General features: G+C 68.3%; 13 protein-coding genes. 4 read left to right on the top strand and 9 right to left on the bottom strand.

All coding sequences use genetic code 11. From position 1 onward, the window contains the following. Together AVT10_RS15800 and AVT10_RS15795 are read left to right on the top strand one after the other, a co-directional pair. The gene (locus tag AVT10_RS15800) at positions 1-1,413 is read left to right on the top strand and encodes a M16 family metallopeptidase (RefSeq protein ID WP_066693628.1); all 1,413 of its coding nucleotides are present in this window, start codon (positions 1-3) and stop codon (positions 1,411-1,413) included. 47 nt (positions 1,414-1,460) lie between these two features. Beyond that, positions 1,461-2,345, top strand: coding sequence for an alpha/beta hydrolase (locus AVT10_RS15795; RefSeq protein WP_164523866.1), 885 nt, complete (start codon positions 1,461-1,463; stop codon positions 2,343-2,345). A 271-nt stretch (positions 2,346-2,616) separates the two neighbouring features. Here AVT10_RS15795 and rplL read toward each other — a convergent pair whose 3' ends face one another. Both rplL and rplJ read right to left on the bottom strand, forming a co-directional pair. Next, the gene (gene rplL / locus AVT10_RS15790) at positions 2,617-2,997 is read right to left on the bottom strand and encodes a 50S ribosomal protein L7/L12 (RefSeq protein WP_066693624.1); all 381 of its coding nucleotides are present in this window, start codon (positions 2,995-2,997) and stop codon (positions 2,617-2,619) included. A 49-nt stretch (positions 2,998-3,046) separates the two neighbouring features. Continuing rightward, on the bottom strand, positions 3,047-3,562 hold the full coding sequence (gene rplJ / locus AVT10_RS15785) for a 50S ribosomal protein L10 (protein ID WP_066693622.1): 516 nt from the start codon (positions 3,560-3,562) through the stop codon (positions 3,047-3,049). Positions 3,563-3,942: 380 nt separating this feature from the next. Here rplJ and AVT10_RS15780 point away from each other — a divergent pair, with 380 nt between their 5' ends. After that, complete coding sequence (locus AVT10_RS15780) at positions 3,943-4,686, top strand: copper homeostasis protein CutC (RefSeq protein WP_066693618.1); 744 nt, start codon at positions 3,943-3,945, stop codon at positions 4,684-4,686. Positions 4,687-4,701: 15 nt separating this feature from the next. After that, positions 4,702-7,608: a beta-galactosidase GalA gene (gene galA, locus AVT10_RS15775; protein WP_198158614.1), complete on the top strand. Its 2,907-nt coding sequence runs from the start codon at positions 4,702-4,704 to the stop codon at positions 7,606-7,608. Positions 7,609-7,789: 181 nt separating this feature from the next. Here galA and AVT10_RS15770 read toward each other — a convergent pair whose 3' ends face one another. The 7 genes from AVT10_RS15770 to AVT10_RS15740 form a co-directional block, all read right to left on the bottom strand. Then, the gene (locus AVT10_RS15770) at positions 7,790-9,691 is read right to left on the bottom strand and encodes an alpha-L-fucosidase (RefSeq protein WP_066693614.1); all 1,902 of its coding nucleotides are present in this window, start codon (positions 9,689-9,691) and stop codon (positions 7,790-7,792) included. Next, entirely contained in the window at positions 9,688-11,808 is a 2,121-nt protein-coding gene (locus AVT10_RS15765; RefSeq protein WP_066693612.1) for a hypothetical protein, read from the bottom strand. Before AVT10_RS15765 ends, AVT10_RS15770 begins: the two co-directional genes overlap by 4 nt. Before the next feature lie 374 nt (positions 11,809-12,182). After that, the gene (locus tag AVT10_RS15760; RefSeq protein ID WP_066693611.1) at positions 12,183-14,477 is read right to left on the bottom strand and encodes a GH92 family glycosyl hydrolase; all 2,295 of its coding nucleotides are present in this window, start codon (positions 14,475-14,477) and stop codon (positions 12,183-12,185) included. Then, complete coding sequence (locus AVT10_RS15755) at positions 14,474-17,056, bottom strand: glycoside hydrolase family 3 C-terminal domain-containing protein (RefSeq protein ID WP_066693609.1); 2,583 nt, start codon at positions 17,054-17,056, stop codon at positions 14,474-14,476. The genes AVT10_RS15760 and AVT10_RS15755 overlap by 4 nt, the downstream gene beginning before the upstream one ends. After that, a complete protein-coding gene (locus AVT10_RS15750) occupies positions 17,053-19,665 on the bottom strand; it encodes a beta-mannosidase (RefSeq protein ID WP_066693607.1) in 2,613 nt (870 codons plus the stop codon). Before AVT10_RS15750 ends, AVT10_RS15755 begins: the two co-directional genes overlap by 4 nt. Continuing rightward, positions 19,662-21,950, bottom strand: a complete 2,289-nt coding sequence (locus tag AVT10_RS15745; protein WP_084401793.1) for a beta-N-acetylhexosaminidase — start codon at positions 21,948-21,950, stop codon at positions 19,662-19,664. Before AVT10_RS15745 ends, AVT10_RS15750 begins: the two co-directional genes overlap by 4 nt. A 139-nt stretch (positions 21,951-22,089) precedes the next feature. After that, a complete protein-coding gene (locus AVT10_RS15740; RefSeq protein WP_066693601.1) occupies positions 22,090-24,813 on the bottom strand; it encodes a TonB-dependent receptor in 2,724 nt (907 codons plus the stop codon). Between the last annotated feature and the right edge of the window lie 150 nt (positions 24,814-24,963).

Below are 24,963 nucleotides of genomic sequence, written 5' to 3'. Positions count from 1 at the left end.
ATGCGCCGTTCGATCCTTCTCGCCGGCCTCGCGCTGATCGCCGCGCCGCTCGCCGCGCAGACCCAGCCGCCGGCCTTGCCCGCACCGCCGATCGGTGCGCCCAAGCCGTTCAGCGTTCCCGCGTCCGAAAGCTATCAGTTGCCCAACGGCATGGGCGTGACGCTGATCCCCTATGGCAATGCGCCCAAGGTCACGGTCGTGCTGCAGGTCTATGCCGGCAATTTGGAGGAAGGTCGCGATACGTGGCTGGCCGACCTGACCGGCGACATGCTGAAGGAAGGGGCGGGGGCCCGCGACTCCGCGGCGCTCGCCACCGCCGCCGCCGGCATGGGCGGCAATCTCGGCGTGCGGGTAAGCTCGACCGGAACGTCGATCAGCATGAGCGGGCTCAGCGAATTCGCGCCGCAGGCCGTGGCGCTGGTCGGCGATGTCGCGCGGCGCCCGGCCTTTCCGGCCAGCGAGTTCGCGCGGGTCAAGGCGAACAGCGCGCGGTCGCTGGCGCAGATGCTCGCCCAGCCGGGGATGCTGGCCGATTACGCGCTGGCGCGGGCGACCTATGGCGACCATCCCTATGCCCGGACCATGCCGACGCCGGCACAGCTCGACGGCTATACGCTCGACCAGGTGAAGCGCTTCTACGCCACGAATTTCGGGGCGCAGCGCGCGCGGCTCTATATCGCCGGGCGGTTCGATCCGGCGGCGGTCAAGGCCGCGGTCCGCCAAGCGTTCGGTGATTGGCAGAAGGGGCCGGCGCGGCTGTCGCTGGTGCCGACCGCTGCGCCGGGGCCGCGCATGGTGCTGGTCGACCGGCCGGAGGCGCCGCAATCGACGATCCGGCTGAGCTGGCCGGCGCCGCTGGCGGGTAGCGAAGGCGACATTCCGATGCGCGTCGCCAATGCGCTGCTCGGCGGCAGCTTCTCGTCGCGGATCACCCGCAACATTCGCGAGGACAAGGGCTATACCTATTCCCCCGGTTCGGGCATCAGCCAGCGCCCGGGCGACGCCGCCTGGACCTTCGACGCCGATGTGACGACCGCAGTGACCGGCCCGTCGCTGAAGGAAGTGTTCCAGGAAATCCGCACGCTGCAATCGACGCCCCCCGGCGATGCCGAGGCGGCGGGGATGCGCAGCTACAATGCCGGCCTGTTCGTGCTGCGCAGTTCGGACAGTGCGTCGCTGATCGGACAGCTGGCGACGCGCGACGCGCTGGGGCTGCCGGCCGACTGGCTCGACCGCTACGTCCCGGCCACGATGGCGGTGACCGATGCCCAGTTCAGCAGCGCGATCCGGGATGCCCTGCCGCTCGACAAGTTCACGCTGGTCGTGGTCGGGGATCTGGCGAAGGTGAAGCCGCAGCTCGACGCGCTACCCGAACTGAAGGGCGTGCCGGTGCAGACGGTAACGGTGCCCTGATGCGCGCGGCCGGGGCGGTGCGGTCGCCCCGGTTCCGGGAGAATGCCATGCCCCGCTGGATCGCCTTCCTTATCGCCATGACGGCGGCGCCGGCGGCGGCGCAGGTCGTTCCGGCGGGACGACCGGTCGAGATCGGCACCAGCTATCAGATCGCTGCGCCGACGCTGGGCGACGAGCGGCAGGTCAATGTCTGGCTGCCGCCCGGCTACGACCGCTCGCAGGGGCGCTATCCGGTGGTCTATCTGCTCGACGGTGCGGTCGATCAGGATTTCGGGCATGTGGCCGGGCTGGCGAGCCTCGCCTCGCTCAGCTGGACGTTCGGGCCGTTCATCGTAGTCGGAATCCAGACGAAGCAGCGGCGGGCGGAGCTTACCGGGCAACCCGTCGACCCGCGCTACCGCTCCGCCTTTCCCGAAAGCGGCGGGGCGACACGGTTTCGCCGGTTTCTGCGCCAGGACGTCATCCCGTTCGTCGAGGCGCGGTTCCGCACCGATGGGCGGCGGGCGATCATGGGCGAGTCGCTGGCCGGGCTGTTCGTGATCGACACGCTGCTGAACGAGCCGGCGCTGTTCACCGACTATGTCGCGATCAGTCCCAGCCTGTGGTGGGACGATCGGCGGGCGCTGCGAACCGGCCTCTCGGAACGCCTGTCGCGGGCGGCGGGCAAGCGCCTGTTCGTTGCGGTCGCCGACGAAGGCGGGACGATGCAGGATGGAGTCGACCGGTTGCGAGCGGCGGTGGCGGCCTTGCCACCCGGGCGGGTGACGTTGCGCTATGCCGATCACGGCAGGTCGGCGACGCATGGCACCGTGTATCACCGCGCTGCGGAAGAGGCGCTGCGCTGGCTCTATCCCGCCGAGCCCGATGATGCCGGGCCGACGCCGTGGTTCATGATCGAGGGGGCATCGCCGCCAGCTGTCACGGCGCGGTGACGCGGCTGGCCGTTGTTCGCCGACGCCTTGCGCATGGGAGGGGTTGTCGCCGCCGGTTTTGGTGACGGCCGCTGCCGGTTGATCGGCGTGCCGGAGCCTGGGGCGCATCATCAAAAAAGGGGCAGCCCGTTGCCGGACTGCCCCTTTTTCTGGTCGAGCCGGGATGGAAGTGAATTCCATCCCGTCGGTCGGGCCGTTCGGCCCGCCGGCCGGCCTTGTGGGAGTGCGGGGCAGCAGCGCTGCTCCGCCTCTCCGCCTCTCCCACTGCGGCTTACTTGACTTCGACGGTCGCGCCGGCGCCTTCGAGCTGCGCCTTGATCTTGTCGGCTTCGTCCTTCGACACGCCTTCCTTGACGGCCTTCGGAGCGCCTTCGACCAGCGCCTTGGCTTCGGTCAGGCCGAGACCGGTGATGGCGCGGACTTCCTTGATGACGTTGATCTTCTTGCCACCGTCGCCGGTGAGGATCACGTCGAACTCGGTCTTTTCTTCAGCGGCAGGCGCGCCACCGGCGGCGCCACCGGCGGCCGGAGCGGCGGCAACGGCAGCAGCGGCCGAAACGCCCCACTTTTCTTCGAGCAGCTTCGACAGTTCAGCCGCTTCGAGGACGGTCAGCTCGCTCAGCTGTTCGACGATCGCGTTCAGGTCAGCCATGATATTCTCCGTAAATCAGATAGGGTTGTGTTGGTGCAGAAGCGCCCGATCAGGCGGCTTCCTTCTCCGCATATGCCGACAGCACGCGCGCGATCTGGGCCGCGGGTGCCTGCGTGATGGTCGCCAGCTTCGTTGCCGGGGCAACGATGAGGCCGACCAGCTTGGCGCGCAGTTCGTCGAGCGAGGGCAGCGAGGCCAGGGCCTTCACGCCGTCCGCGTCGAGGATCTGGCCGCCCATGGCGCCGCCGACGATCTCGAGCTTGTCGTTCGTCTTGGCGAAGTCGTTGATGATCCGCGCCGCAGCGACGGGATCGGTCGACGTCGCCAGCGCCGTCGGGCCGGTCAGCAGGTCCGACAACACCGCGTACGGCGTGCCTTCCGCTGCGATCCGGGCAAGACGGTTCTTCGAGACCTTGTAGCTCGCGCCGGCTTCGCGCATCTTGTTGCGCAGGGCCGTCGACTGGGCGACGGTCATGCCGAGGTTGCGGGTGACGACCACCACGCCGACCTCGTTGAAGGTGCGGTTCAGCTCGGCGACGGCTTCACTCTTCTGAGTGCGATCCATGCCGTTCTCCTTTACTGGGGCGTCACCCGGCAGAACCGGAAACGCCCGCGAACAATCCGCCCGTCGCGGGTTGCGACGACCGGGGCGAAAGTCCGTGAGGGGCATGGTCGCCATGCGGAGCCCGCGCCGATGCGAGGTAACCCTTCATGGCCGGCCCGTCGTGCCTCGGCACGAACAGGCGGAATAACACATTCCCCGTCTCGGCAGGACATTAAGCGGGGAACCCGCACCTGCTGTCTCGGACGGACGTCGCACACAGGACGAATCCCCATGCGACGGCTGGCCGCGCGCTTACGCGTGGCGACCGACCAAGTCAAGCGTGCGAAGCGGCTTGACCCCGCCGCATCTCGCTTCATTAGTCAGATAATTCTGGAGGGGCCATGCCGCGTACGACACTGGAAATCTGCATCGACAGCGTCGCGGGGTGCGGTGCCGCGATCGCGGGCGGGGCGGACCGGATCGAACTATGCGGGGCGTTGTCGGTCGGGGGACTGACGCCTTCGGCAGGGCTGGTGGCGGAGGTCCTGCATCTGGCCGGAGCGGCCGGCGTGCGGGTACATGCGATGGTCCGGCCGCGCGCGGGGGACTTCGCCTATGACGCGCGGGAGCTCTCGACCGCCATTTCCGAGGGGAAGGCGCTGATCCTCGCGGGCGTCGACGGGCTGGTATTCGGTGCCGCACGCCACGGTAGCCTCGATCGCGACGCGCTGACATCGTGGATCAACGCGATGCGGGCGGTGCGCGCCGATATCGACCTGACCCTGCACCGTGCGGTCGATCTGCTCGCCGATCCGGTCGCGGCGGTCGAACAGGCCATTACATTGGGATTTCAGCGTATCCTGACTTCCGGTGGCGCAGTCCGCGCCATCGATGGCGCAGGGATGATCCGGGCGATGCGCGAGCAGGCGGCGGGACGGATTGCGGTGATGCCGGGATCGGGCGTCCGGCCCGACAATGTTGCGACGCTTCTGGCTGCAACCGGGGCGGAGGAGGTCCATGCCTCCGCCAGCGCCCCGGTCGTGCAGGACGATCCGCGCGTGCAGGCGCTGGGCTTTGCCGGGCCGGGACTGGCGCGGACCGATGAAGCGATCGTGCGTGCGCTGCGCGCGGCGATCGACGCCTGACGGGGGAGGGAAAGAATGAACTTCGTGCCGATCGATCGCCGGACGCTGCTGGCGGGAACTGCGGGGACGCTCGCGACGGCCGGGCTGCCGCTGTCGGCACGGGCGGCGCGGCGCGATGCGGAGCCGAGCGGACTGCTGCACGGTCTGTCGCCGCGCCCGGGCCTGCCCGAACGGTTGCCGGCCGAGGACCCGTCGCGCACCCTGCTGTCGCACGGCTGGTTGTTCCACGAAGGCGATATCGTGCCGCCCGCGCCGCAGACGCATGACGAGACCTATACCAATGCCAAGGCCGGCAATGCGCGCGGCGCGGCGGCGATGGATTATGACGATACCGACTGGGCACAGGTCAGCGTGCCGCACGACTGGGCATCGGCGCAGGGCTTTGTCGAGACGGCGAATGTCGCGCAGGGGTATCGCCCGCGCGGGATCGGCTGGTATCGGCGCACGCTGCGGCTGGAGCCGGAAGACCGGGGCAGGAAGCTCGAACTCCATTTCGGGGCGATCGCGACCGCCGCGACGATCTGGATCAACGGCAGCGTCGTCGCGCGCAACTTCTCCGGCTACAACGCGATCACCATCGACCTGACGCCGTTCGCGCGGTTCGGGGACGAACTGAACGTCATCGCCATCCGGGTCGATGCCACGGCGATGGAGGGTTGGTGGTATGAAGGTGCTGGCCTGTACCGCCATGTCTGGCTCGCGAAGCGGTCGCCGGTATCGATCGCGACGGATGGCGTGCATTGCGACCCGCGCCTCGGCAGCGACGGGCGTTGGACGGTGCCGGTGTCGGTCGCGCTGGAGAGTATCGCGCGTGCGCCTGCGACCGCGACCATCATGGTCGACCTGCTCGACCCCACGGGCAAGGTCGTCGCCAGCGCGCGCGGACAGGCGCAGTTGCAACCGCTGGGCGGGGTGGAGGTCAGCCTGTCGCTGCCGGTCGACAACCCGCAGCGCTGGTCGATCGAGCGCCCCACGCTCTACACCGTCCGCGTCACCACCGACGCGCCGGGCGGCGGCGACGAACGGCGCATCGCGATCGGTTTCCGCACGATCCGCTTCGATGCGCAGGCCGGCTTCTTCCTGAACGAGCAGCCGGTGAAGCTGAAGGGCGTATGCCTGCATCAGGATCATGCCGGCGTCGGCGTCGCGGTGCCCGACGCGCTGCTCGCATGGCGGTTGCAACGGATGAAGGATACCGGCGTCAACGCCATCCGCTGTTCGCACAATGCGCAGGCCGACGCCTTCTATCAGCTGTGTGATCGGATGGGGTTCGTCGTGATGGACGAAAATCGCATCTTCAACCCCGCTCCTGAGAATATGGCGCAGCTGGAATGGCTGGTGAGGGCGCATCGCAATCACCCCAGCATCATCCTGTGGTCGGTGTTCAACGAGGAACCGATGCAGGGCACCGAAGCGGGCGTCGAGATGGTGCGGCGGATGGCGGCGCGCGTCCATGCGCTCGACGACAGCCGCCCGGTGACGGCGGCGATGAACGGCAGCTTCTACGATCCCCAGAACGTGTCGAGCGTCGTCGATGTGATGGGGTTCAATTACTATCAGGGCGATTACGACAAGTTCCACGCGCTGAACCCCGCCAAGCCCAGCACGTCGTCGGAAGACACCAGCGCGTTCATGACGCGCGGCGCCTATGCGACCGACAGGGCCGCCCATGTCATGTCGTCGATGGATACCGAGGCGGCGCCATGGGGGGCGACGCATCGCCAGGCCTGGGCGGAGATGGCCAAGCGCCGCTTCATCGCCGGCGGGTTCGTGTGGACCGGGTTCGACTATCATGGTGAGCCGACGCCGTTCACCTGGCCGACCATCGCCAGCTTCTTCGGCATCCTCGACCTGTGCGGCTTCCCCAAGACCGCGTACGACATTCATCGCGCCCACTGGATCGACGACCAGCCGGTGGTCGGCATCGCGCCGCACTGGACCTGGCCGGGCAAGGAGGGGCAGCCGGTCGAGCTGCTCGTCACCAGCAATGCCGAGCGGGTGCGGGTGGTGCTGAACGGGCGGATGATCGGCGAGCAGGCGGTCGACCGGATCATGGGGAATGCCTTCACCGTGCCCTATGTGCCGGGGACGCTGGAGGCGGTGGCGCTGAAGGGCGGGCGCGAGGTCGCGCGGGCGGTGCATGAGACGGCGGGGGCGGCGGTCGCGCTGCGGCTGACGCCGGCGCGGCGGCAGATGCTGGGCGATAACGAGGACGTCGTGCCGGTCACGATCGATGCGGTCGACGCCAAGGGGCGGCATGTCCCGACCGAAAACCGGATGACACGCTTTACGATCGATGGCGCAACGCTGATCGGCGTCGGCAACGGCGATCCGAACAGCCATGAGAGTGAGAAGGCGCCCGAACGCTCGCTGTTCAACGGCCTGGCGCAGATGCTGGTGCAGGCGGGCGAGGGGCGTGGGCGGGGGACAATCGTCGCCACCGCCGACGGGCTGCGGCCGGCGCGGCTGGTGATCGACCGGGTGGCCGCGACCCCGCGGGCGCAGGTCGAGGTGACGCCGCCGGGTGCGTTCATCCTCGGCTGGCGACGGTCGAAGTCGTTCGCGACCGCGCCCGATCCGGGCATGACCCCGCCGGTGAACGACAATAACAGCTGGGACTTCACCCGCAGCGGCACGCCTGCTGCGCCGGAGAGCGGGCCGTCGTTCCGTTTGTACCGCGCGGTGTTGCCCGAGCGGCGGCGGGTGATGGCGCAGGGCGGGACGCTGAGCTTCGCGCAGGTCGAGGGGCGGGCGAGCGTCTATGTCGACGGGCGGCAGGTCGGGGCGAAGACCGACCCGGCGGCCGGTGCGCTGGTGGTGCCGGTGCCGGCCGGAGCGAAGGGGGTGGCGGTGCTGATCGAGGCGGTGCCGGGTGCGCGGTCTGGGATTACCGGGGCGGTGCGGCTGGTGCCGAAGGGGTAGGGCGCCCTACCTCCCGTTATCCCCTCCCCCCGTTCGGTTCGAGCAGCTTCGAGCTTGTCGAGAAGCGTCCGTCGAGAACTCCCCGTTTGGGGCAGCCCTTCTCGACTTCAGTTCTCGACAGGCTCGAACCTGCGCTCGAAGCAAACGGGGGGATGGGGGCGGGGAAAGGGCAGAGCCTACCTTACCGGAACGCCCCAATCTCCGCGACCGCGATCGCCGGGGCGGGCACCGCCGGCTGGGGGAAGGCGAAGCGCAGGTAGCGGGCCGGTCGTGCTGTCGTGAACGGCAGCCGCTGGGTCGCCCGCGCGTAATTGATGTTCTGGAACTCGCCTTCGCCGCCCGGCGTCCACGTCCTGCCGTCGACGCTGGTTTCGACGCGATATTTCATCGGTGGCGCAGCGTTCGGATCGACATGGCGGGTCGGCGTCAGGGTGAAGCCGGCCAGCGTTTCGCTGCGGCCCATGTCGATCGTCAGCGATGCGGGCGCGGGGCTGGTCCAGGCGGTGCGTGGGCTGTCGTCGAGGATGGCTTCACCGCCGGGCGCGCTGGCGGCGGTGACCTTCCAGCCGGCGCGGTCGACGATGCTGGCGTCGGTGACCTTCAGCGGCGGCAGGTCGACCGGCGCGACCGAGCGGAACAGCGCGAATTCGCGGAGTGCAGGACCGGCTTCGGCGGCGACGGTGCGGAATCGCACGCGGCGCGGGGTGATCGGGGCGGGCAGGCGGACGAGGCGCTGCGGTCCGACCATGTCCTTCTCCGCCACCGTGGTCCAGCTATCGCCGCCGTCCGACACGTCGATGGCGAAGCGGGTGACGCGCAGGCCGAGCGGGAGCCATTCCTGCAACCGCACCGTGTCGAAGCTGCGGCCGGGTGGTAGGTCGAGGATAATGCTGGCGTTTTTTGCCTCGGGCGGGGCGAGCCAGAAGGTGTCGAGCCGGCCGTCATTGACGTTGCGGGCGGAATTGCCGGGCAGGTCGGCGCTGGCGGTCGCGACCGCGCCATCGGCCCGATTGTTGGCGAAGGTTGCGCGCAACGCGTTGCCGAAGGCGGTCAGGCTGGCGACGTCGCGGTCATGGATGCGGCCGCGGCGGTCGGGGGGGAGGTTCAGGTGGAAGGTGGTGCCATGGCCGACCGATTGATCGTACATCTCCATGATTTTGCTGGGTAATTTTACCTTTGCGTCCTCATCGGCATGGTAGAACCAGCCCGGCCGGATCGAGACGTTGGTCTCCGCCGGCCACCAGAGTTCGGCGCCGCGCACGCCGGTGTTGCCCTTTGCCTGATCATAGGGTTCGTTGGGCATGGTCGGCCAGCAGGGGTCGGCGGCGTGGCCGTCTTCGTTGCCGACCCAGCGGATGTCGGCGCCCAAGGGATCGAAGGTGCAGGCATCGGGTTGCAGGTCGTGGACCAGCTTCACGATCGACGGCCAGTTATAGTATTGAACCGCATCGATTTTCCGCGTCTCGCGCGCGCCGCCATAATAGCCGTCGCCGCCGTTCGCGCCGTCGAACCACACTTCGAACAGCTTGCCATAGCGGGTGCACAATTCGGTCAGCTGCGCGCGGTAATAGGTGATGTAGCTGGGCGTGCCATAGTCCGCGCGGTTGCGGTCCCAGGGTGACAGATACACGCCGAAGTTGATCCCGCCGCGCCGGCACGCCGCCTCCAGCTCGCCGACGATGTCGCCTTTCCCCTGTTTATAGGGGGAATTGCGGATGCAGTGTTCGGTCAACATCGTCGGCCACAGGCAGAAGCCGTCATGATGCTTGGCGGTCAGGATCAGCCCGGTCAGCGCGCCCGCCTTGGCCGCCGCCACGATCTGGTCGGGGTCGAAATCGGTCGGGTTGAACAGCTTCGGGTCTTCGTCGCCGTAACCCCATTCCTTGTCGGTGAAGGTGTTGATCGAGAAATGGACGAAGCCGTACTGGCGATGGTCGTGCCATTTCAGCTGGCGCGGCGACGGCGTGGCACCCCAGGGGGCCGGCGTCTCGGGCGGCACCGGCACGATGCTGTTGTAGCGGGTGCAGGCGGTCGCCCCGGCGATCAGGCTGCTGCCCATCAGGGTGCGGCGGGAAAACTTCATTGCTCTGCTCCGGGATCGGTGGGTGCGAAAGGTTCGGGGATCAGCCAGGTCTGCGCGATCTGATGACCGCGCCCGCCGCCGCCGATGCCCGGCGGGCGGTGCCATTCGAGGGTCAGCGCGCCATCGGCGGTGAGCGATGGCGGGATGGCGGTTTCGACGGTCTCGCGGTCGCCCTGTCGTGCGCGAAAGCCGTGGAGTTCGACGCCGCCGCCGGTCAGGCGCATCGGCAGGGCATAATCCTCGCCCGCCCAGCGCGCGATCAGACGGTAGCGGCGACCCCGCTCCAGCCCGGTATAGCGCAGCCGCACCGGGGTTTCGTACAGCCCCTCCGCATAGCTCAAATCCGCCATGCGCCAGCCCTGGTCGGGGATATGGTCGGCGACGCCGTCGATGGCACTTTCCATCGATTGCGGGTCGGCATCGAAGCCGGGGCCGCGCACCAGATGCGGTTCGGCGGTCGGATCGCCGAGATCGTCGTACAGCGCCATGTCGCGGGTGCGCCAGGGGTCGCCGATCGCGTAGAGGCGGGCGGCGGCGTCGGGACGGGTGAGTGCCTCGGCCATCTCCGCCTCTACCACGGTGCGATCGTTGAGCTGGATGTCGGCACGGTCGAGATTGGCGCCGCGTTCCCAATGGGAGGCCCCATAGCGCGGGACCGACAGCTGCATGCGGGCGCGCGTCCAGAGCCGGTCGGCGATGGCGGTCAGGTCGGCACGCAGCGGGGCGACGATCGCCGGTTCGGGCCGGGCATAGGCGAAGCGCGCGGCGGCGACGGTGGCCTCTGCACCGATCGCCGGGGCCTGTCGCAGCGTCCAGCGTGCTTCGCTTTCATTGGCCTTGGCGGCGATCAGCCGGTGGCGGACCAGCGCGTCATAGGTGGCGCGGTAGCGGTAGAGATCGATGCGCCAGTCGGCCCAGGGGGCGGGGCGCAGGTCGGCGACCAGCCGCGCGGTGGCGTCGATCCCGGCATTGGCCGACGGGTCGCCGCGCCAATTGCCCTCCAGCGCCTCCGGCACGGCGACGAAGGCCATGTCGCCGATGAACATCCGCGCGTAGTCGGCGGCGATGTCGGATGCTGGCGTGGCGGGATGCCAGCCGAGGCGGAACCACTGGGTCACGTTCCAGTCGTCATTGACCCCTTCGCTATAGGTTACGAAGCCGCGCGTGGCCGGCGCGAGATAGGCGAAGATGCGGGTCGTGGCGGCAGGGCGCGGGTTTACGGGCTCGCGCCCTTGCGTGAGCGCGAAGGCCGGATGCCAGTCGGGAATCGGGAATTGCGCGTGCATGGTGTGCGCGGTGTCGGGATAGGTTTCGATCGGGTATCGCCCGGCGATGCGCGCGCGATGCGCCTCGATCCCGTCGCGGGTCTGCGGGCCGACGAAGATGGCGCTGAGCCAGCGCGGGTTTTTGGCGAGTTGTGCGTGGAAGGCGTCGAGCCCGGCGGCGTCGAACCCCTGGGTCGACAGCAGGACTTCGGCTTTCGCGAAACGCTGGCGGAGGGCGGTGGCGATGCGCTGCGCGAGTGGGAACAGCCGGTCGGGCGCGGTATGGCCGGGATCGCCGCCGGGGATGTAGAGCGCGTCGAGCGCGGGGAGCTTGGCGGCCAGCGCGGTGAAGTCGGCGACCTCCGCATCGGCGCTGCCCGGTTTGCCGTAATCGCGCAGCAGCGGGTAGAAGAGCGCGACGTCGAGGCCGAGGCGGCGGGTGGCGCTCGCGACCGCGATCAGCGTTTCGGTGGCCGGCAGCGGGGAAAGCGGCGAGGTCGCGGCGTCGTCGGATACCGGCGCGACGAACTGGATGCGGTTGCCGCCGAGCAGCGCGAAATCCTCGATCCGGCGGGTCAGCATGGGGACGTCCCAGGCATCGTAGCTGTTGTTCTTGGCGCGGTAACCGATCTGGGTGCCGCGGATCGCCATCGCCGGGGCTTCGGTGACGTAGGGTGGCGCGGTGAGGGTGAGATGATCGAGGTGGCGCAGGAGGTAGCCGGCGGCGTAGAGGCGCGCGCGGGTGGTGGCGGCGCGGATGGTGATCGCGTCGCGGCTGGTGGTGATGGTGAAGGCTTCGGGGGCGAGGCGGGCCGGGGCGAAGCGGATGGTGACCGTCTTTTCCCAGCACACTCCGTATCCCCGCGAAGGCGGGGATCCAGGGTGGGACTCACAGCCGTTCGGTTTGCTTGGCTCTGGACCCCCGCCTGCGCGGGGGTACGGACGTGGTTGTGGTTGTGGTTGTGGTTGTGGTTCGGGCGTAGCCTGACCCGCCAACCCGTCATTCCGGCGAAGGCCGGAATCCATGGTGTCGGGGGCTGTCGCTTCCTGCGCGACCGTTTCCCCATTCATGGATCCCGGCTTGCGCCGGGATGACGGGGGGCAGATAGCGCCGCGTTCCGCCAACCGCTCGCGCAGGACCTGCGCCGCCGGGTCGGTGCCGACGACACAGGCGGCGGCCAGCGGCACCGTCAGCGGCGCGGCGGTGGCGAGGAGCGCGGCGGCGATCATGCGTGGCCGGGGCGGTCCTTCGGGTCGCGCCCGAATGCCTTGTTCGGTTCGGCCGCCATGTCGAACACCAGCCGTCCGCCCCGGACCAGATCGGCATGCGCGATCCAGCTTTTCGTCCACGGACGCCCGTTCCAGGTGACGCTGCGGACATAGGGGCGGTCGGGGGCGTTGCCGCGCGCCTCGACGATCAGCCGTTTGCCGCCGCCGACCTGGACGGTCGCGCGGTCGAACAGCGGGCTGCCCAGCACATAGGTCGCGCTGACCGGATCGACCGGATAGAAGCCCAGTGCCGAGAGCAGATACCATGCGCTCATCTGCCCGCAATCGTCGTTGCCGATGATGCCGTCGGGCCGGTCGTGGTACATTTCGGTCAGCAGGCGGCGGACCATCGCCTGCGTTTTCCACGGGCTTCCGCACCAGGCGTACATGTACGCGACATGGTGACTGGGTTCGTTGCCATGCGCGTACTGGCCGACCAGCCCCGAGATATCGGGCGGGGCGTCGGCGGGGAGTTCGGACGAGGCGGTGAACAGGCCGTCGAGCTTCGCTTCGAACGCGGCATCGCCGCCCATCGCCGCGATCAGGCCGGGAATGTCGTGCTGGTTGAGGAAGGTCGCCTGCCAGCCATTGCTTTCGGTGAAGTCGCGCCATTTCTTCGAGTGGCCGAGCGCATTGGGGGCGTAGGGTTCGGCCCAGCTGCCGTCCGCCATCCGGCCGCGGGCGAAGCCGATCCGCTGGTCGAACACGTTGCGCCAGTTGCCCGAGCGCTTGCGCAGGCGCGCGGCCCCGGCGGAGTCGCCCGCCGCGTCGGCGATGAACGCGCCGGCATAATCGTCGTAGGAAAACTCCAGCGTCTTGGACACGCTTTCGAAGATGCGGTCGGCGGGCGCATAGCCGAGTTCGTCATACGCCTTCACGCCGATGCTGTTGTCGAGATTGGGCGTAGTCCAGTCGAACGAGCGCTTCTTCACCCCGCCCCATGCGGCGGCATAGTCGGCGGCGATGCCTTTCGCGCGCGCTTCGGCGAGGACGGGGACGGCGTGCCAGCCGATCATCGTGCCGGTTTCCACCCCCTGTAGCGGCCAGACGGGCGGGCCGAACGGGCTTTGCTGGGTCTGGCGGATCAGGTCGCGGGTGAAGGCCTGGGTCAGCTTCGGGCGGATCAGCGTCTGGAGCGGGTGGAAGGCGCGATAGGTGTCCCACAGCGAATAGGCGCTATAGGCCGCCTCGCCGCGCGGGACGGTGTGCGTCTGGCGGTCGAGGCCGACATAGCGGCCATCGACGTCGGAGAAGAGCGTCGGGCCGATCGAGGCGTGGTAGAGCGCCGACGCCGCGACCACGCGCTGTTGCTCGGTGCCGCCGTCGAACCGGATCAGGTTGAGTTCGCGCGCCCATGCCGACCGGGCGGCGCGGGCGTAGCGGTCGAAGTCCCAATGCTTCGCTTCGGCGGTCAGATTGGCCTTGGCGCCGCCCAGGTCGACGGCGGAGATGCCGGTGCGGATGACGATCGGCGCGGCGCCCGCGTCGTTATAATGGAGCACTGCCTTCAGGCGCTTGCCGGTGACGCCCTTGTCGCCGGCCGGGGTGTCGTTGTCGCTGAAGAACTCGACGCGATCGGGTTTGCGCGACAGCTGCATCGCGAAGAAGATGCGGCGGCCCTTGGCCCAACGGAACACGCGGCGGGTGCCGGTCAGGGTGCCGTCGGGTTCGAGGGTGAGTGCGGCCTCGTCGATATAGGGGCGCTGGTTCGGACCCTCCAACACGAGGTGCGAGAGGTCGATCAGGATATGGCCGGGGCCGGCGGGGAAGCGGTGGCGCTGGATACCGGTGCGGTCGGTAACGGTCAGCTCGGCACGCACCCCGCTTTCGAGGGTGACGGCGTAATAGCCGGGTTCGGCGACCTCCTGGCTGAACCGCTGGCGATAGCCCTTGTCGGGGTCGTCGAGCGGGCCGCCTTCCAGTAACACGGGCCCGCGTGTCGGCACGACCAGCACGTCGAGCATGTCGCCGATGCCGGTCCCCGACAGGTGGGTGTGGCTGAAGCCGAGGATCGAGCCGTCGTCCTTGTGATAGCCCGAACAGGTCGCCCAGCGCGCGGTGTCGGTGTCGGGCGACAGCTGCACCATCCCGAACGGCATCGTCGCGCCGGGGAAGGTATGGCCGTCGCCGCCGGTGCCGACGAACAGGTTCGGGCGGGCAGGGGGCGGGGTGACGGTCGTCGCCGGCAGCGCGGCGGCGACGGCGAGGCCCGCGCTGCTGCCGAGCAGGGCGCGGCGGGAAAGCGTCGTCATTTCGGCAACTCCTGCGTGCCCGTGATGGTGAAGGCGACCTCCTGTCCGGGGGTGCTGCCCGGCTGGCCGCCGCCGAGGAACAAGCGATAGGCGCCCGGCCGCACCGCGCGGGTGCCGTCGAGCGACACGGTGCTGAGCAGGCGCGGGTCGAGGGTGAAGGTCACGGTCTTTGCCTGACCGGGCTTGAGCGCGACGCGCTGGAAGGCGACGAGGCTGTGGCGCAGGACCGGATCGTTCCATGCGCCGATCCGGTTGAGTGCGGCGGGTGCGATCAGATAGGCTTGCGCGACTTCCTCGCCGCTGCGCTTGCCGGTGTTGGTGATGCGGGCGGTGACGGTAAGTGGCTGACCGGCGGTGAGGGTTGTCGGCGCCTTGGCGTCGGCATAGGCGTAGTCGGTGTAGCTCAGGCCGTGGCCGAAGCCCCAGAGCGGCTGGCCGTCGAAATAGCGATAGGTGCGGCCCTTCATATTGTAATCGACGAAGGCGGGCAGGTCGCTGGTGCGGGCGTAGAAGGTGACGGGCAGGCGGCCCGAGGGGTTGGTCGTGCCGTCGAGGACATCGGCGATGGCGGTGCCGCCGACCTCACCCGGATACCAGCCGGCGACGATCGCATCGGCGTGTTGTTTCGCCCATTCCATCGCGACCGCGCTGCCCGAGAGCAGGACGACGATCAGCGGCTTGCCGGTTGCCTTGACCGCTTCGAGCAGTTGTTGCTGCGCCTGCGGGAGCGCGATGTCGGTGCGGTCGCCGCCCGAGAAGCCGGCGACTTCGAGGCGGAGTGCCTCGCCCTCGACGGCGGGGGACAGGCCGACGAAGGCGATAACGGCATCGGCGGATTGCGCGGCGGCAACGGCTTGTGTGCGCTGCGGATCGGCGGGGGCGATCCAGGTCAGGCGGATGCTGTCGTCGGTGCTGGCATGGATCAGGTCTAGGCGGAAGGCTTTGGGCGACGTGTCGGCGAAGTCGAGCAGCGCCTCCATCCGTTCGGACTTGCTGTCGTTCGCGGCGCCTTCGACGGCGGCGGTGCCGGTGGCGCTGAGCACGTCCTTGCCATCGACCCACAATCTCACCGCGTCGCGGCCCGAGCATTTGTCCCAGCAGCGGTTGATGTCGATGCGCAGCGTGTAGCGGCCCGGCCCCGGCGGGGTCAGCGTGCCGGTCCAGCGCACGCCGTAGTGGTCGACGGGCAGGTTCGCGGCGGGGCTGGTGCGCGCCCAGTTGAAATCGATGGTGCGGTCGGTGCGGGTCAGCACCGGTGTGCCGGTCATCGCCGGGTCTGCGAAGAACTCGGCCTTCAGCCCCGAACCGAACGCCGTCTGCGGGACGGGGAGGGGAACGCCCTCGGCCAGTGTCGACCCTTGCGCATAGGTGACGGCGAAGCGGTCGGTCAGCCCTTTGAGCGGCGTTACCGGGGCGGCGGAGGTGCCGTTGTAATTCGCTTCCAGCACGTCGAGGCTGTCGGCATTGGGGCCGACGACCGCGATCCGGGCGCCGCGCTTCAACGGCAGGACGCCGTTGTTCTGGAGCAGGACCAGCGACTTGCGCGCGGCCTCCAGCGCCAGCGCGCGGTTGGCGGGGGTGTGGAGGGCGCTGGTGGGAATCGAATCCCACCGGCTCTTGGCGCCGAACGCATGGCCGAGGCGCTTGCGAGCTTCGAAGGTGCGGGTGAGCGCGCGGTCGATGACCGCCTGTGTCGTCAGGCCGCGTTCGAGTGCCCTGGGCAGCGCGGCGTAGGCGGTGCCGCAATTGACATCCATACCGGCATTGATCGCGGCGGCGGAGCCGGCGGCATTGTCGAGCGCATAACGCTGATAATGGGCGATGTTGCCAATCGCGTCGCAGTCCGACACGACCAGCCCGTTCCAGCCCCAGTCGCGGCGGATGCGATCGTTGAGCAGCCAGTCGGCGGCACAGACCGGCACGCCGTGGACGCCGTTATAGGCGCACATCACCGACTGCGCCTTCCCCTCGGTCAGCGCGCGACGGAAGGCGGGGAGGTACGTCGCCTCCATGTCATAGGGTGCGGTCTGCACGCTGAACGCGTCTCGGCCCGCCTCCGGCCCGCTATGGGCGACCAGATGCTTGGGCGTGGCGATGACGCGGGGTTGCAGCGGGTCGGGGCCTTGCAGGCCACGGACATAACCGACCGCCAGCGCGCCGGTCAGCACCGGGTCCTCGCCATAGGTTTCCATCCCGCGGCCCCAGCGGGGATCGCGGAAGATGTTGATGTTGGGCGACCAGATGGTCAGCCCCTCGTAGCGCCGCCGGTTCTTGCTCGGCAGGGCGTTGTATTTGGCGCGGGCCTCGGTCGACACGACGGTGCCGATCCGCTCCATCAACGGCGCATCCCACGTCGCGGCGAGGCCGATCGCCTGCGGAAACACGGTGGCGACGCCGTTGCGGGCGAGGCCGTGCAGCGCCTCGTTCCAATAGTCATAGGCGGGCAGGACATCGCCCTGCGCCGGGGCGGTGCTTTGCAGTTGCGCCGCCTTTTCCGCAGGCGTCATCGCCGCGATGGTCGCGGCGATCTGCGGGTCGGGTTCGGCCGTGCCGGCGAGCAGGGCGAGGAGAAGGCTCACTTGGCGGCTCCGAGCGTTTGCAGCCGGAGCGCCTTCTTGAGCGAGCCGGCCGATGCCTTGCCCTCGATCGTCACCGTCGCGCTTTCGCCGGGCAACAGGTCGAGGAAATTGTCCGACGCCTGCACGTCGAGCGTGCCGAAGCCGATCCACAGCGCACGGGCGAGGCGGGTGGCGGTCACGGTCAGCGCCGGCTTGCCATCGACCGTCGACCAGCGGGTGACGAGCCCCGGATCGGGCAGCGTCATGTCCTTTTCGGGCAAGGCGGTCACCAGCGCGCGCGACGCGACCGCGCCGTCGACCAGCAGTTCGACCACGGTCACGCTACGCTTCGGATCGGCGCCCTTGAACAGGTCCGCATCGGTCATCGTCGCGACCTTCGTCGCCGACAGCGCGGGCAACTGGATCGCGGTTTCATGCGCCATCGTCACCTTGCCATCCATGTCCATCGTCCGCATCCGCCAGCGCGCGGTGACGGGAGCAGTCCGGTCGGAGATCAGTGTGATGTCGGTGGTGCCGGTCGGCTTGCGCGCCGCCGAGACGGCGAGCGGGGCGTAGAAGCGACGGGCGGCGAAGTGTAGCGCCTTCCACCGGCCATAATAGTCGATGCTCGACCAGGACGCGCCGGGCCAGACGTCGTTCAGCTGCCAGTAGAGCGAACCGCTGGTGACCGGACGGCAGGCGCGGTGGTGCAATGCGCCCAGCTGGATACCGTCGGCCTGCATCACCTGGCTGAGATAGACGAAATCGGCGAAGTCGCGGGGTTCGCGATAGCGCATGCGGATATAGTCGAGCAGCCGCTGTTGCCCCGCGCCCTTCAGGAACTTCTGGTGCGCGGTCATGACGAGGGAGTCGATCGCGTAGTCCGCAGGCTTCGCGAACTTCGCGATGGTCGCCATGTCGGGCATCGCCTGCAGCCCATATTCCGACATGAAGCGCGGGCAGCTGTCGAGATAGGCGGTGGCGGGCTTCTTGCCGCCCCATACGTCCCAATAATGGCGGTCGCCATTGCCGTCCTGATCGGGCTTGCCCTCGTAATTGGCGCTCGGGCTGCCGGGCCAGTAGGGGACGTCGGCGTCTCGGGCGGAGGCGGCGTCACGCAGCACACGATCGAACAGGATCGCCATGCCGACCCCGACGCGTTCCTGTTCATCGGCCCCGACGCGCTTCTTGAAGGCGGTACGGTCGCTCCACCCCTCCCAGCCCGACAGTACTTCGTTATTGCCCGACCAGAGCACGATCGAGGGATGCGCCTGTACCCGATCGACCTGTTCCTCGGCCTCGATCTTCACCGATTCGCGATAGTCGGGATCATAGGGGGTGATCGCGCCGCCGAACATGAAGTCGGACCAGATCATCAGCCCCAGCCGGTCGGCGGTGTCGAAGAAGCTGTCGGGCAGGTACATGCCGCCGCCCCAGATGCGGATCATGTTCATGTTCGCCGCCTTCGCGTCGCCCATGATCTTCGCCATGTATGCATTGGTGACCCGCGGGCCGAAGCTGTCGAACGGGATCAGGTTCGCGCCCTTGGCGAATACGGGGATGCCATTGATGCGGAACAGCATCCCCCGGCCGATCGCGTCCTTCTCGCGGACCAGTTCGACGGTACGGATGCCGGTCGAGCGCTGCTGGGCGTCGACCAGTTCGCCATCGAGGCGGGTTTCGGTCGCGACGGTGTAGAGCGGCTGCGCGCCATAGCCGGCGGGATACCAGAGCTGCGGGTTGGCGATGGTGAGGGGAACGCTAACCCGGTTCTCGCCCGCCGTCACCGCGACGGTGCGGGTGGCGCGGACCTTGGTGCCGTCGGGGGCGGTGACGATCGCATCGACCTGCACGGTCGCATCGCGATCGGCGATCAGGGTGACGTCGGCGGACAGGCGCGCCTCGACCGCCGTCACCGCCTCCTGCTGGACGCGGAGCGTATCGATGCGGACGTCGTCCCACGCATCGATCCTGACCGGGCCGTTGGGACCGACATTGATGATGCGGGGCCCCCAGTCCCAGCCATAATGATATTTGGGCTTGCGGATATAGGGCGAGGTCTGCCGACCTTCCGGCTCGTCGCCAGCGGTCGAGTCATATTCGCCGGGCAGGGGGTTTTCGAGTCCAGCCACCATCGGCTTCAACACGCCCAGCGGCGATTTGAAGAGGATGCGGATCTCGTTCGCGCCGGCCTTCAGCAGCGGCTTGGCGTCGGCGCGCCAGCGGCGATGTGCATTGTCGGCGGCGAGGAGCTTCTGTCCGTTGACGAACACCTCGGCAAAGGTGTCCAGCCCGTCGAACACCAGATCGACATGCCCGCGCGCCAGCAGCAGCGGCGAGGCGTTGAGCGTGCCTTTATACTCCCAGTCGCTGCGCCCGACCCATTGGATGGTGGCTTCGTTCAGGCCGATGAACGGATCGGGCGTGACCTTCGCCGCGATCAGGTCGGTCTGGACATAGCCCGGCACTTTGGCGGGCAACCAGCGTGCGGCCTTCGGATGCTCCTTCGCCGCGGTATCGCCGGGGGCTAGGCGGACCTGCCAGCCCTTGTCGAGCGTCACCGTCTCGCGCGGGGCGGCCCACAGGGCGGCGGGAGCGGCGGCGAGGAGCAGGAACAGGGCAGGCTTCACTTGGCGCTTTCCAGTTGCAGCGTGTCGACCGTGTAGAAGGGGTCGGACAGCGGGGAGGTGAATTGCAGGCACACGTCCGCATCACCCGGCTGTTTCGCGAAGGTCCCGGTAAAGCTGAACCGGTTGGGCGCGGTATCCGGGTCGGGCAGCGGGAAGGTGGCGGCGATGGTGCCGTCGCAGCCGCCGGTCCGCATCACCAGCTCGCCATGTTCGGTCACCGCGAAATGTTCGCGCAGCGCCTTATAGTCATGGGCGAGGCCATAGTGGCGCGGCAGGCGGGCGACCGTCACCGTGAACGCCTGCGCCACGTCGAGCGGCATCTTCTGCGCCTGGGTACAGGTGTCGAAGATGTTGACGTTGTACGCCGGGGCATCGCCCGACTGGCCCGAGACCAGCGGCACGCGCAGGCCCAGGGCGCCCTTCGGACAGGCGACCATGTCGGCCGTGCCGGTCGCGCGCAGCAGCGCCGGGCGGGTCGCGTCGAAGGCACGGGGGCGGGCGAGGGCGTGGCCGTCGCTGGCGAAGGCGGCGGCAGTGATCGTCTGCCCCGGCTTCACCGCGATCGGGGCGGCATAGGCACGCGAGCGGGCGGTCGGCTGGCTGCCATCGGTGGTGTAGCGGATCGTGCCCGCGCCGGTCTGGGTGGTCAGCGCCAGTTTCGGCGCCTTGCCGCGCAGCACGTCGCCCTTCGATCCATCGAGCGCATAGGTCACGGCGAAGGCCGCGTCGGCGGCGGCGATCCCCTGTCGCTCGTACCGCAGCATCTGCGGCTGGAGGCGTTCGACGAAGCCCTTCCAGTCGCGCTTGTCGCGCGGGCTCCAGGTGAATTCGGCGATCGCGGACAGGCGCGGGAAGGTGGCGTGCTCCTTCTGCTTGGCGGTCGCGAGATATTCGGACCAGGCATTGCCCTGCGCGCCCAGCACATGCGCGGCGGCTTCTGCGGTCACGCCGGGGCGGACCGGTTCATAGCCATAGACCATCTCCAGCGTCTGCAGCCCGATGCGGCCGGGCGGTTCGTCGCCGGCGGTCGACTGGATATTGTCGAGATAGAGGTTGGGGGCAGGCGACATGACCACGTCATGCCCCTTGTTCGCGGCCTCGACCGCGCCCGCCTCGCCGCGCCACGACATGACGGTCGCGCTGGTCGGCACGTCGCCTTCGAGAATCTCGTCCCAGCCGATCAGGCGGCGGCCCTTGGATGCCAGATGCTTGCCAAGCTCGGAGATCATCCAGCCCTGCATCTGGTTCTCGGTCTTCAGGCCCAGCGCCTTCATCTGCGCCTGCACCTCCGGCGAGCGCTGCCACTGGTCCTTGATCGCCTCGTCGCCGCCGACATGGATGAACTGGCCGGGGAAGATGTCGATCAGCTCGTCGAGTACGTTCTTGATGAAGGTCATGCTGCGGGGGCTGGGGGAGAAGAGCCATGGATTGACGCCCCAGTCATGGCCGACCGGCGGGCGGTCGCCGAGCACGCCGACCTCCTCAGGGTACGCCGCGACCGCCGCCTGGGCATGGCCGGGCATGTCGATTTCGGGGACGATGGTGATGCCGCGCTCCGCCGCATAGGCGACCAGCTTGCGCAGCTCGTCCTGCGTATAGAAGCCGCCGACCTTCGGGCCCGGCTGTCCCCCGGCGATGGGCGGCACGCGGAAGCCGCCGATTTCGGTCAGCTTGGGGTAGCGCTTGATCTCGACGCGCCATCCCTGATCGTCCGACAGGTGCATGTGCAGCGTGTTGAGCTTCTGCGCGGCCATGGTGTCGATGACCGGATAGAGCGTATCGATCGGCTGGAACGAACGGGTCACGTCGACCATCAACCCGCGCCAGCGGAAGCGTGGGGCGTCGTTGATGGTGGTCGCGGCGACGCGCACCGGCTTGCCGAACGCGGTGTCGGGGCTGAGCAGCTGGGCGAGCGTCATCGCGCCCCAGATCAGGCCGCGGTCGCCGCTGGCGGCGATGGTGATCGCGCGCGGCGTTACGGTCAGGCGGTACGCTTCGTCACCGGCTATGGCCGCGTCGCGGACGAAGCGGATCGGACCGGTCGTGGCAGGCGTCAGGGTCAGGCCGCGATCGACCTTCACCCGGTCGGCCAGCAGGCGCGCGGCGGTGGCGGCACCCTGGTCGGCGGCCGGGGCGGCGATGCCGGCGCCGTTCGCGATGGTGATCGATCCGCTGGCCGGCGTCATCTGTGCGGGGAGGGGCAGGAGGGGGGCGGTCTGTGCCGATGCCGGGGCAACGATCGCGGTGGCGGCAGCGAGGGCTGCCCAGGTCAGACGGTGCTTCACGCGATACTCCCCTTGGGTTGGCAGGCCGATTCGGCTCTGTCCGAAACTCTAGCGGCCCGAACGAAAAAAGGCCCCGGCAAAGCCGGGGCCTTCACGCGAAACGGAGGGCACGGGCCGCACCCCCCGGATCACCGGCCCCTTACATGCGGAAGGTGGCGTTGAGCGAGAACACGCGGCCGTTCTTGTAGACCGAGGTCGGCGCGTTCGGCGTGCTGCTGTACTGATAGTAGGTTTCGTCGAGCAGGTTCGAAGCCTGTGCCGTGATCGACACGCCTTCGGTCAGCGCATAGCTGATCTGCGCGTCGAGCTGGCGATAGGCGTCGGTATAGTCCTGCGACGACTGGCGGCCGAAGCGGTAGAAATACTTCGAGCGGCGGTTGTAGCTGACCCGCGCCTGGAACGGCCCGTTCTCGTAATAGGGCGAGAGCTGGAGCGTGTGGCGCGACAGGTACGGCAGGCCGGTCGCCAGCGAGGCTTCGGCATCGGCGAAGGTGTAGCTGCCCTGGAAGCCGAAGCCCCAGATCAGGTTGGTGTTGCCCGACAGCGAGAAGCCGGTGACCTGCGCGGTGCCGCCATTGACCGGCCGCGAAACGGCATAGGTCGCGTTGCGGGCGAGCAGGACGTTGAACTGCGTCTCGTTGTTCACCTGGTTGACGGTGTAGTTCGAAATGTCGCGGTAGAAGAATTCGGCCGCCAGGAAGCTGGCCGGCGCGAAATACCATTCCGCCGACAGACCATAGTTGGTGGCTTCATACGGCTTGAGCGCCGGGTTGCCGCCGCTGCCCGACAGCTGGTTGTCGTCGAGCGACAGCGAACCGGCAAGGTCGCTGTAGCGCTGGCGGGCCAGCACCTTCGCCGCCGACGCACGCAGCACCACGTCGTCGCCCGCCTGGTAGATCACGTTGGCCGAGGGCAGCAGGCGGTTATAGTCGTTCTTGACCGGCGTGTAGGTGTAGATCGGGAACAGCTGACCCGCGCGGTTGCTGGCGGTGTAGAACTTCGCTTCGTCGCTGGTGTGGGCGAAGCGGACGCCGACGTTGCCGCGGAACTTGCCGGTTTCGAAATTCGCCTGGGCATAGGCGGCCGCGATCTTTTCGTTCACGCCGAAGAATTCGTTGAACGAGAAGCCGCGATCGATCTGCTTGTTGCCGTACTTGGCCAGCGCGGCGATGATGCCGTCCTTGTCCAGCGTGGCGTAAGGCGTGCCGTTCCCCGACACGCCGAGGCCGTTATAGAGACCGCCCGGCAGCACGTAATAGGGCAGGTCGGCCAGCGTGAAGTTCTGGTTGGTGAAGACGGCGTTGCTGTAGGTCGTCTGCTTGTTGTCGTGGTCGACATAACGGCCGCCGAACAGGATTTCCTTGATCGGACCGAATTCGACCGGGTGCTTGAAGTTGATTTCGGCGAACTTTTCCTGGTCCATCGTGAAGCCCGACTGGAGCGGGATGCCACCGATCTGGCGACCGAAGAACTGCTGCCCGCCGTTGCGGGCCAGATCCTGCGCACCGAGATTTTCGCCGCCGACGGCGGTGAAGTTGCTCAGCCACATCGACGGGTCGCTGGCCGGCTTGGCCCAGTTGACGACGGTGTTCTGGCCGTTGGCGCCCGAGGTGAAGCCCTGCTGCGTACGGAAGTCGAGCAGATATTCGGGGTCCTTGCCGCCGGTCGCCTTGGTGCCGCCGACATTGCCGTTGATCGTCCAGTCGCCGGGCGTCCAGTCGACGAGCAGCGTGACCGAATCGTTCTTCAGGCGGGTGCGGCGATAATTGGTGTCGAGCTGGCCGGTCGCGCCGGCCTGGCCGGTCGGGATGCCGGCGAAGGTCGCCGAGGTGACGAGGCCGTCCGACGACTGTGCCGAGATCAGCCGCGAGCCTTCGAAGCCATAGGTATAGGCCGAGTTCGACACGTTGTCGTAATTGCCGCGGATGAACAGGCCGGTCGCGGTCACGGTCAGGTTGTCGGTCGGACGGGCCTGCACCGCACCCGAGAACCCGATGCGCTCACGTTCCTGCTTGAAGAATTCGCGGGCGAGGAACGAGGCGAAGCGCGCGCTGCTGAAGCTGGCGCGTTCGGCGGCGGTCAGCGCGGTGATGTTCTTGCCGTTGATCGTCGCGGTATTGGGTGCGTTGGCGAGCAGCGCGTCGCCGGTGCGATACCAGTACACCGCCGAACCGGCGCGGCTGAGCTGTTCCTTGTCATAGCTGACCGAGCCGAGGAAGCCGATCGTGTCGTCGGCATTGTGCCAGCTGTACAGCGCCGATCCGCGGAAGCTGCCGCGCTTCGCACGGTCGTTATATTCGCCGCCGGCGGTCGCGGCGATCGTGCCCGACTTCAGGTCGAGCGGCTTGCGGGTGACGACGTCGACGCTGGCGCCGATCGCGCCTTCCTGCAGGCGCGCTTCGGGGGTCTTGTACACGACCGCCTGGCTGATGATCGTCGGCGACAGCAGCGAATAGTTGAAGGTGCGGCTCGACCGGTCGGACGGGTTGCCGCCCCAGTCGGCCGAGGCGACCGAGTGGCCGTCGACGGTCAGGCGGTTCAGCGCCGGCTCGACACCCGCGATCGACAGCTCCTCGCCTTCGCCGAACTGGCGGTCGACCGTCACGCCCGGCAGGCGCGCCAGCGAGTCGGCGACGTTCGCGTCGGGAAACTTGCCGACGTCTTCGGCCGAGATGACGTCGACGATCGACCCGGCGTCACGCTTGGTCGCGATCGAGTCCGCGATCGACTTGCGGATGCCGGTGACGGTGATCGTGTCGGCGTCGTCCGTCGTGGTCGGCGCGGGCGCTTCCTGCGCGAAGGCCGGCGTGGCGAGCGCCACCAACGCGGTGGATGCCAGATATGCGAAACGCGAAAATGCCATGGACCCCTACCCCTTAAATCCGAGCGCGAAAGGCGCTCCCCCGATGTGGCCGCGACGGGCGAGACGACATGCGTCCAGCATTGGACCTATATTGGTTCCATGCAGGCTCGTTTTGGTCGACGGCAATGTGACCAATCGCAATCATAAAAT

Origin of the sequence: Sphingomonas hankookensis (assembly GCF_001619955.1) — a bacterium.
GTDB lineage: Bacteria > Pseudomonadota > Alphaproteobacteria > Sphingomonadales > Sphingomonadaceae > Sphingomonas > Sphingomonas hankookensis_A.
Note: the sequence above shows the minus strand (reverse complement) of the source record. Positions and strands in the feature narration are given on the sequence as shown.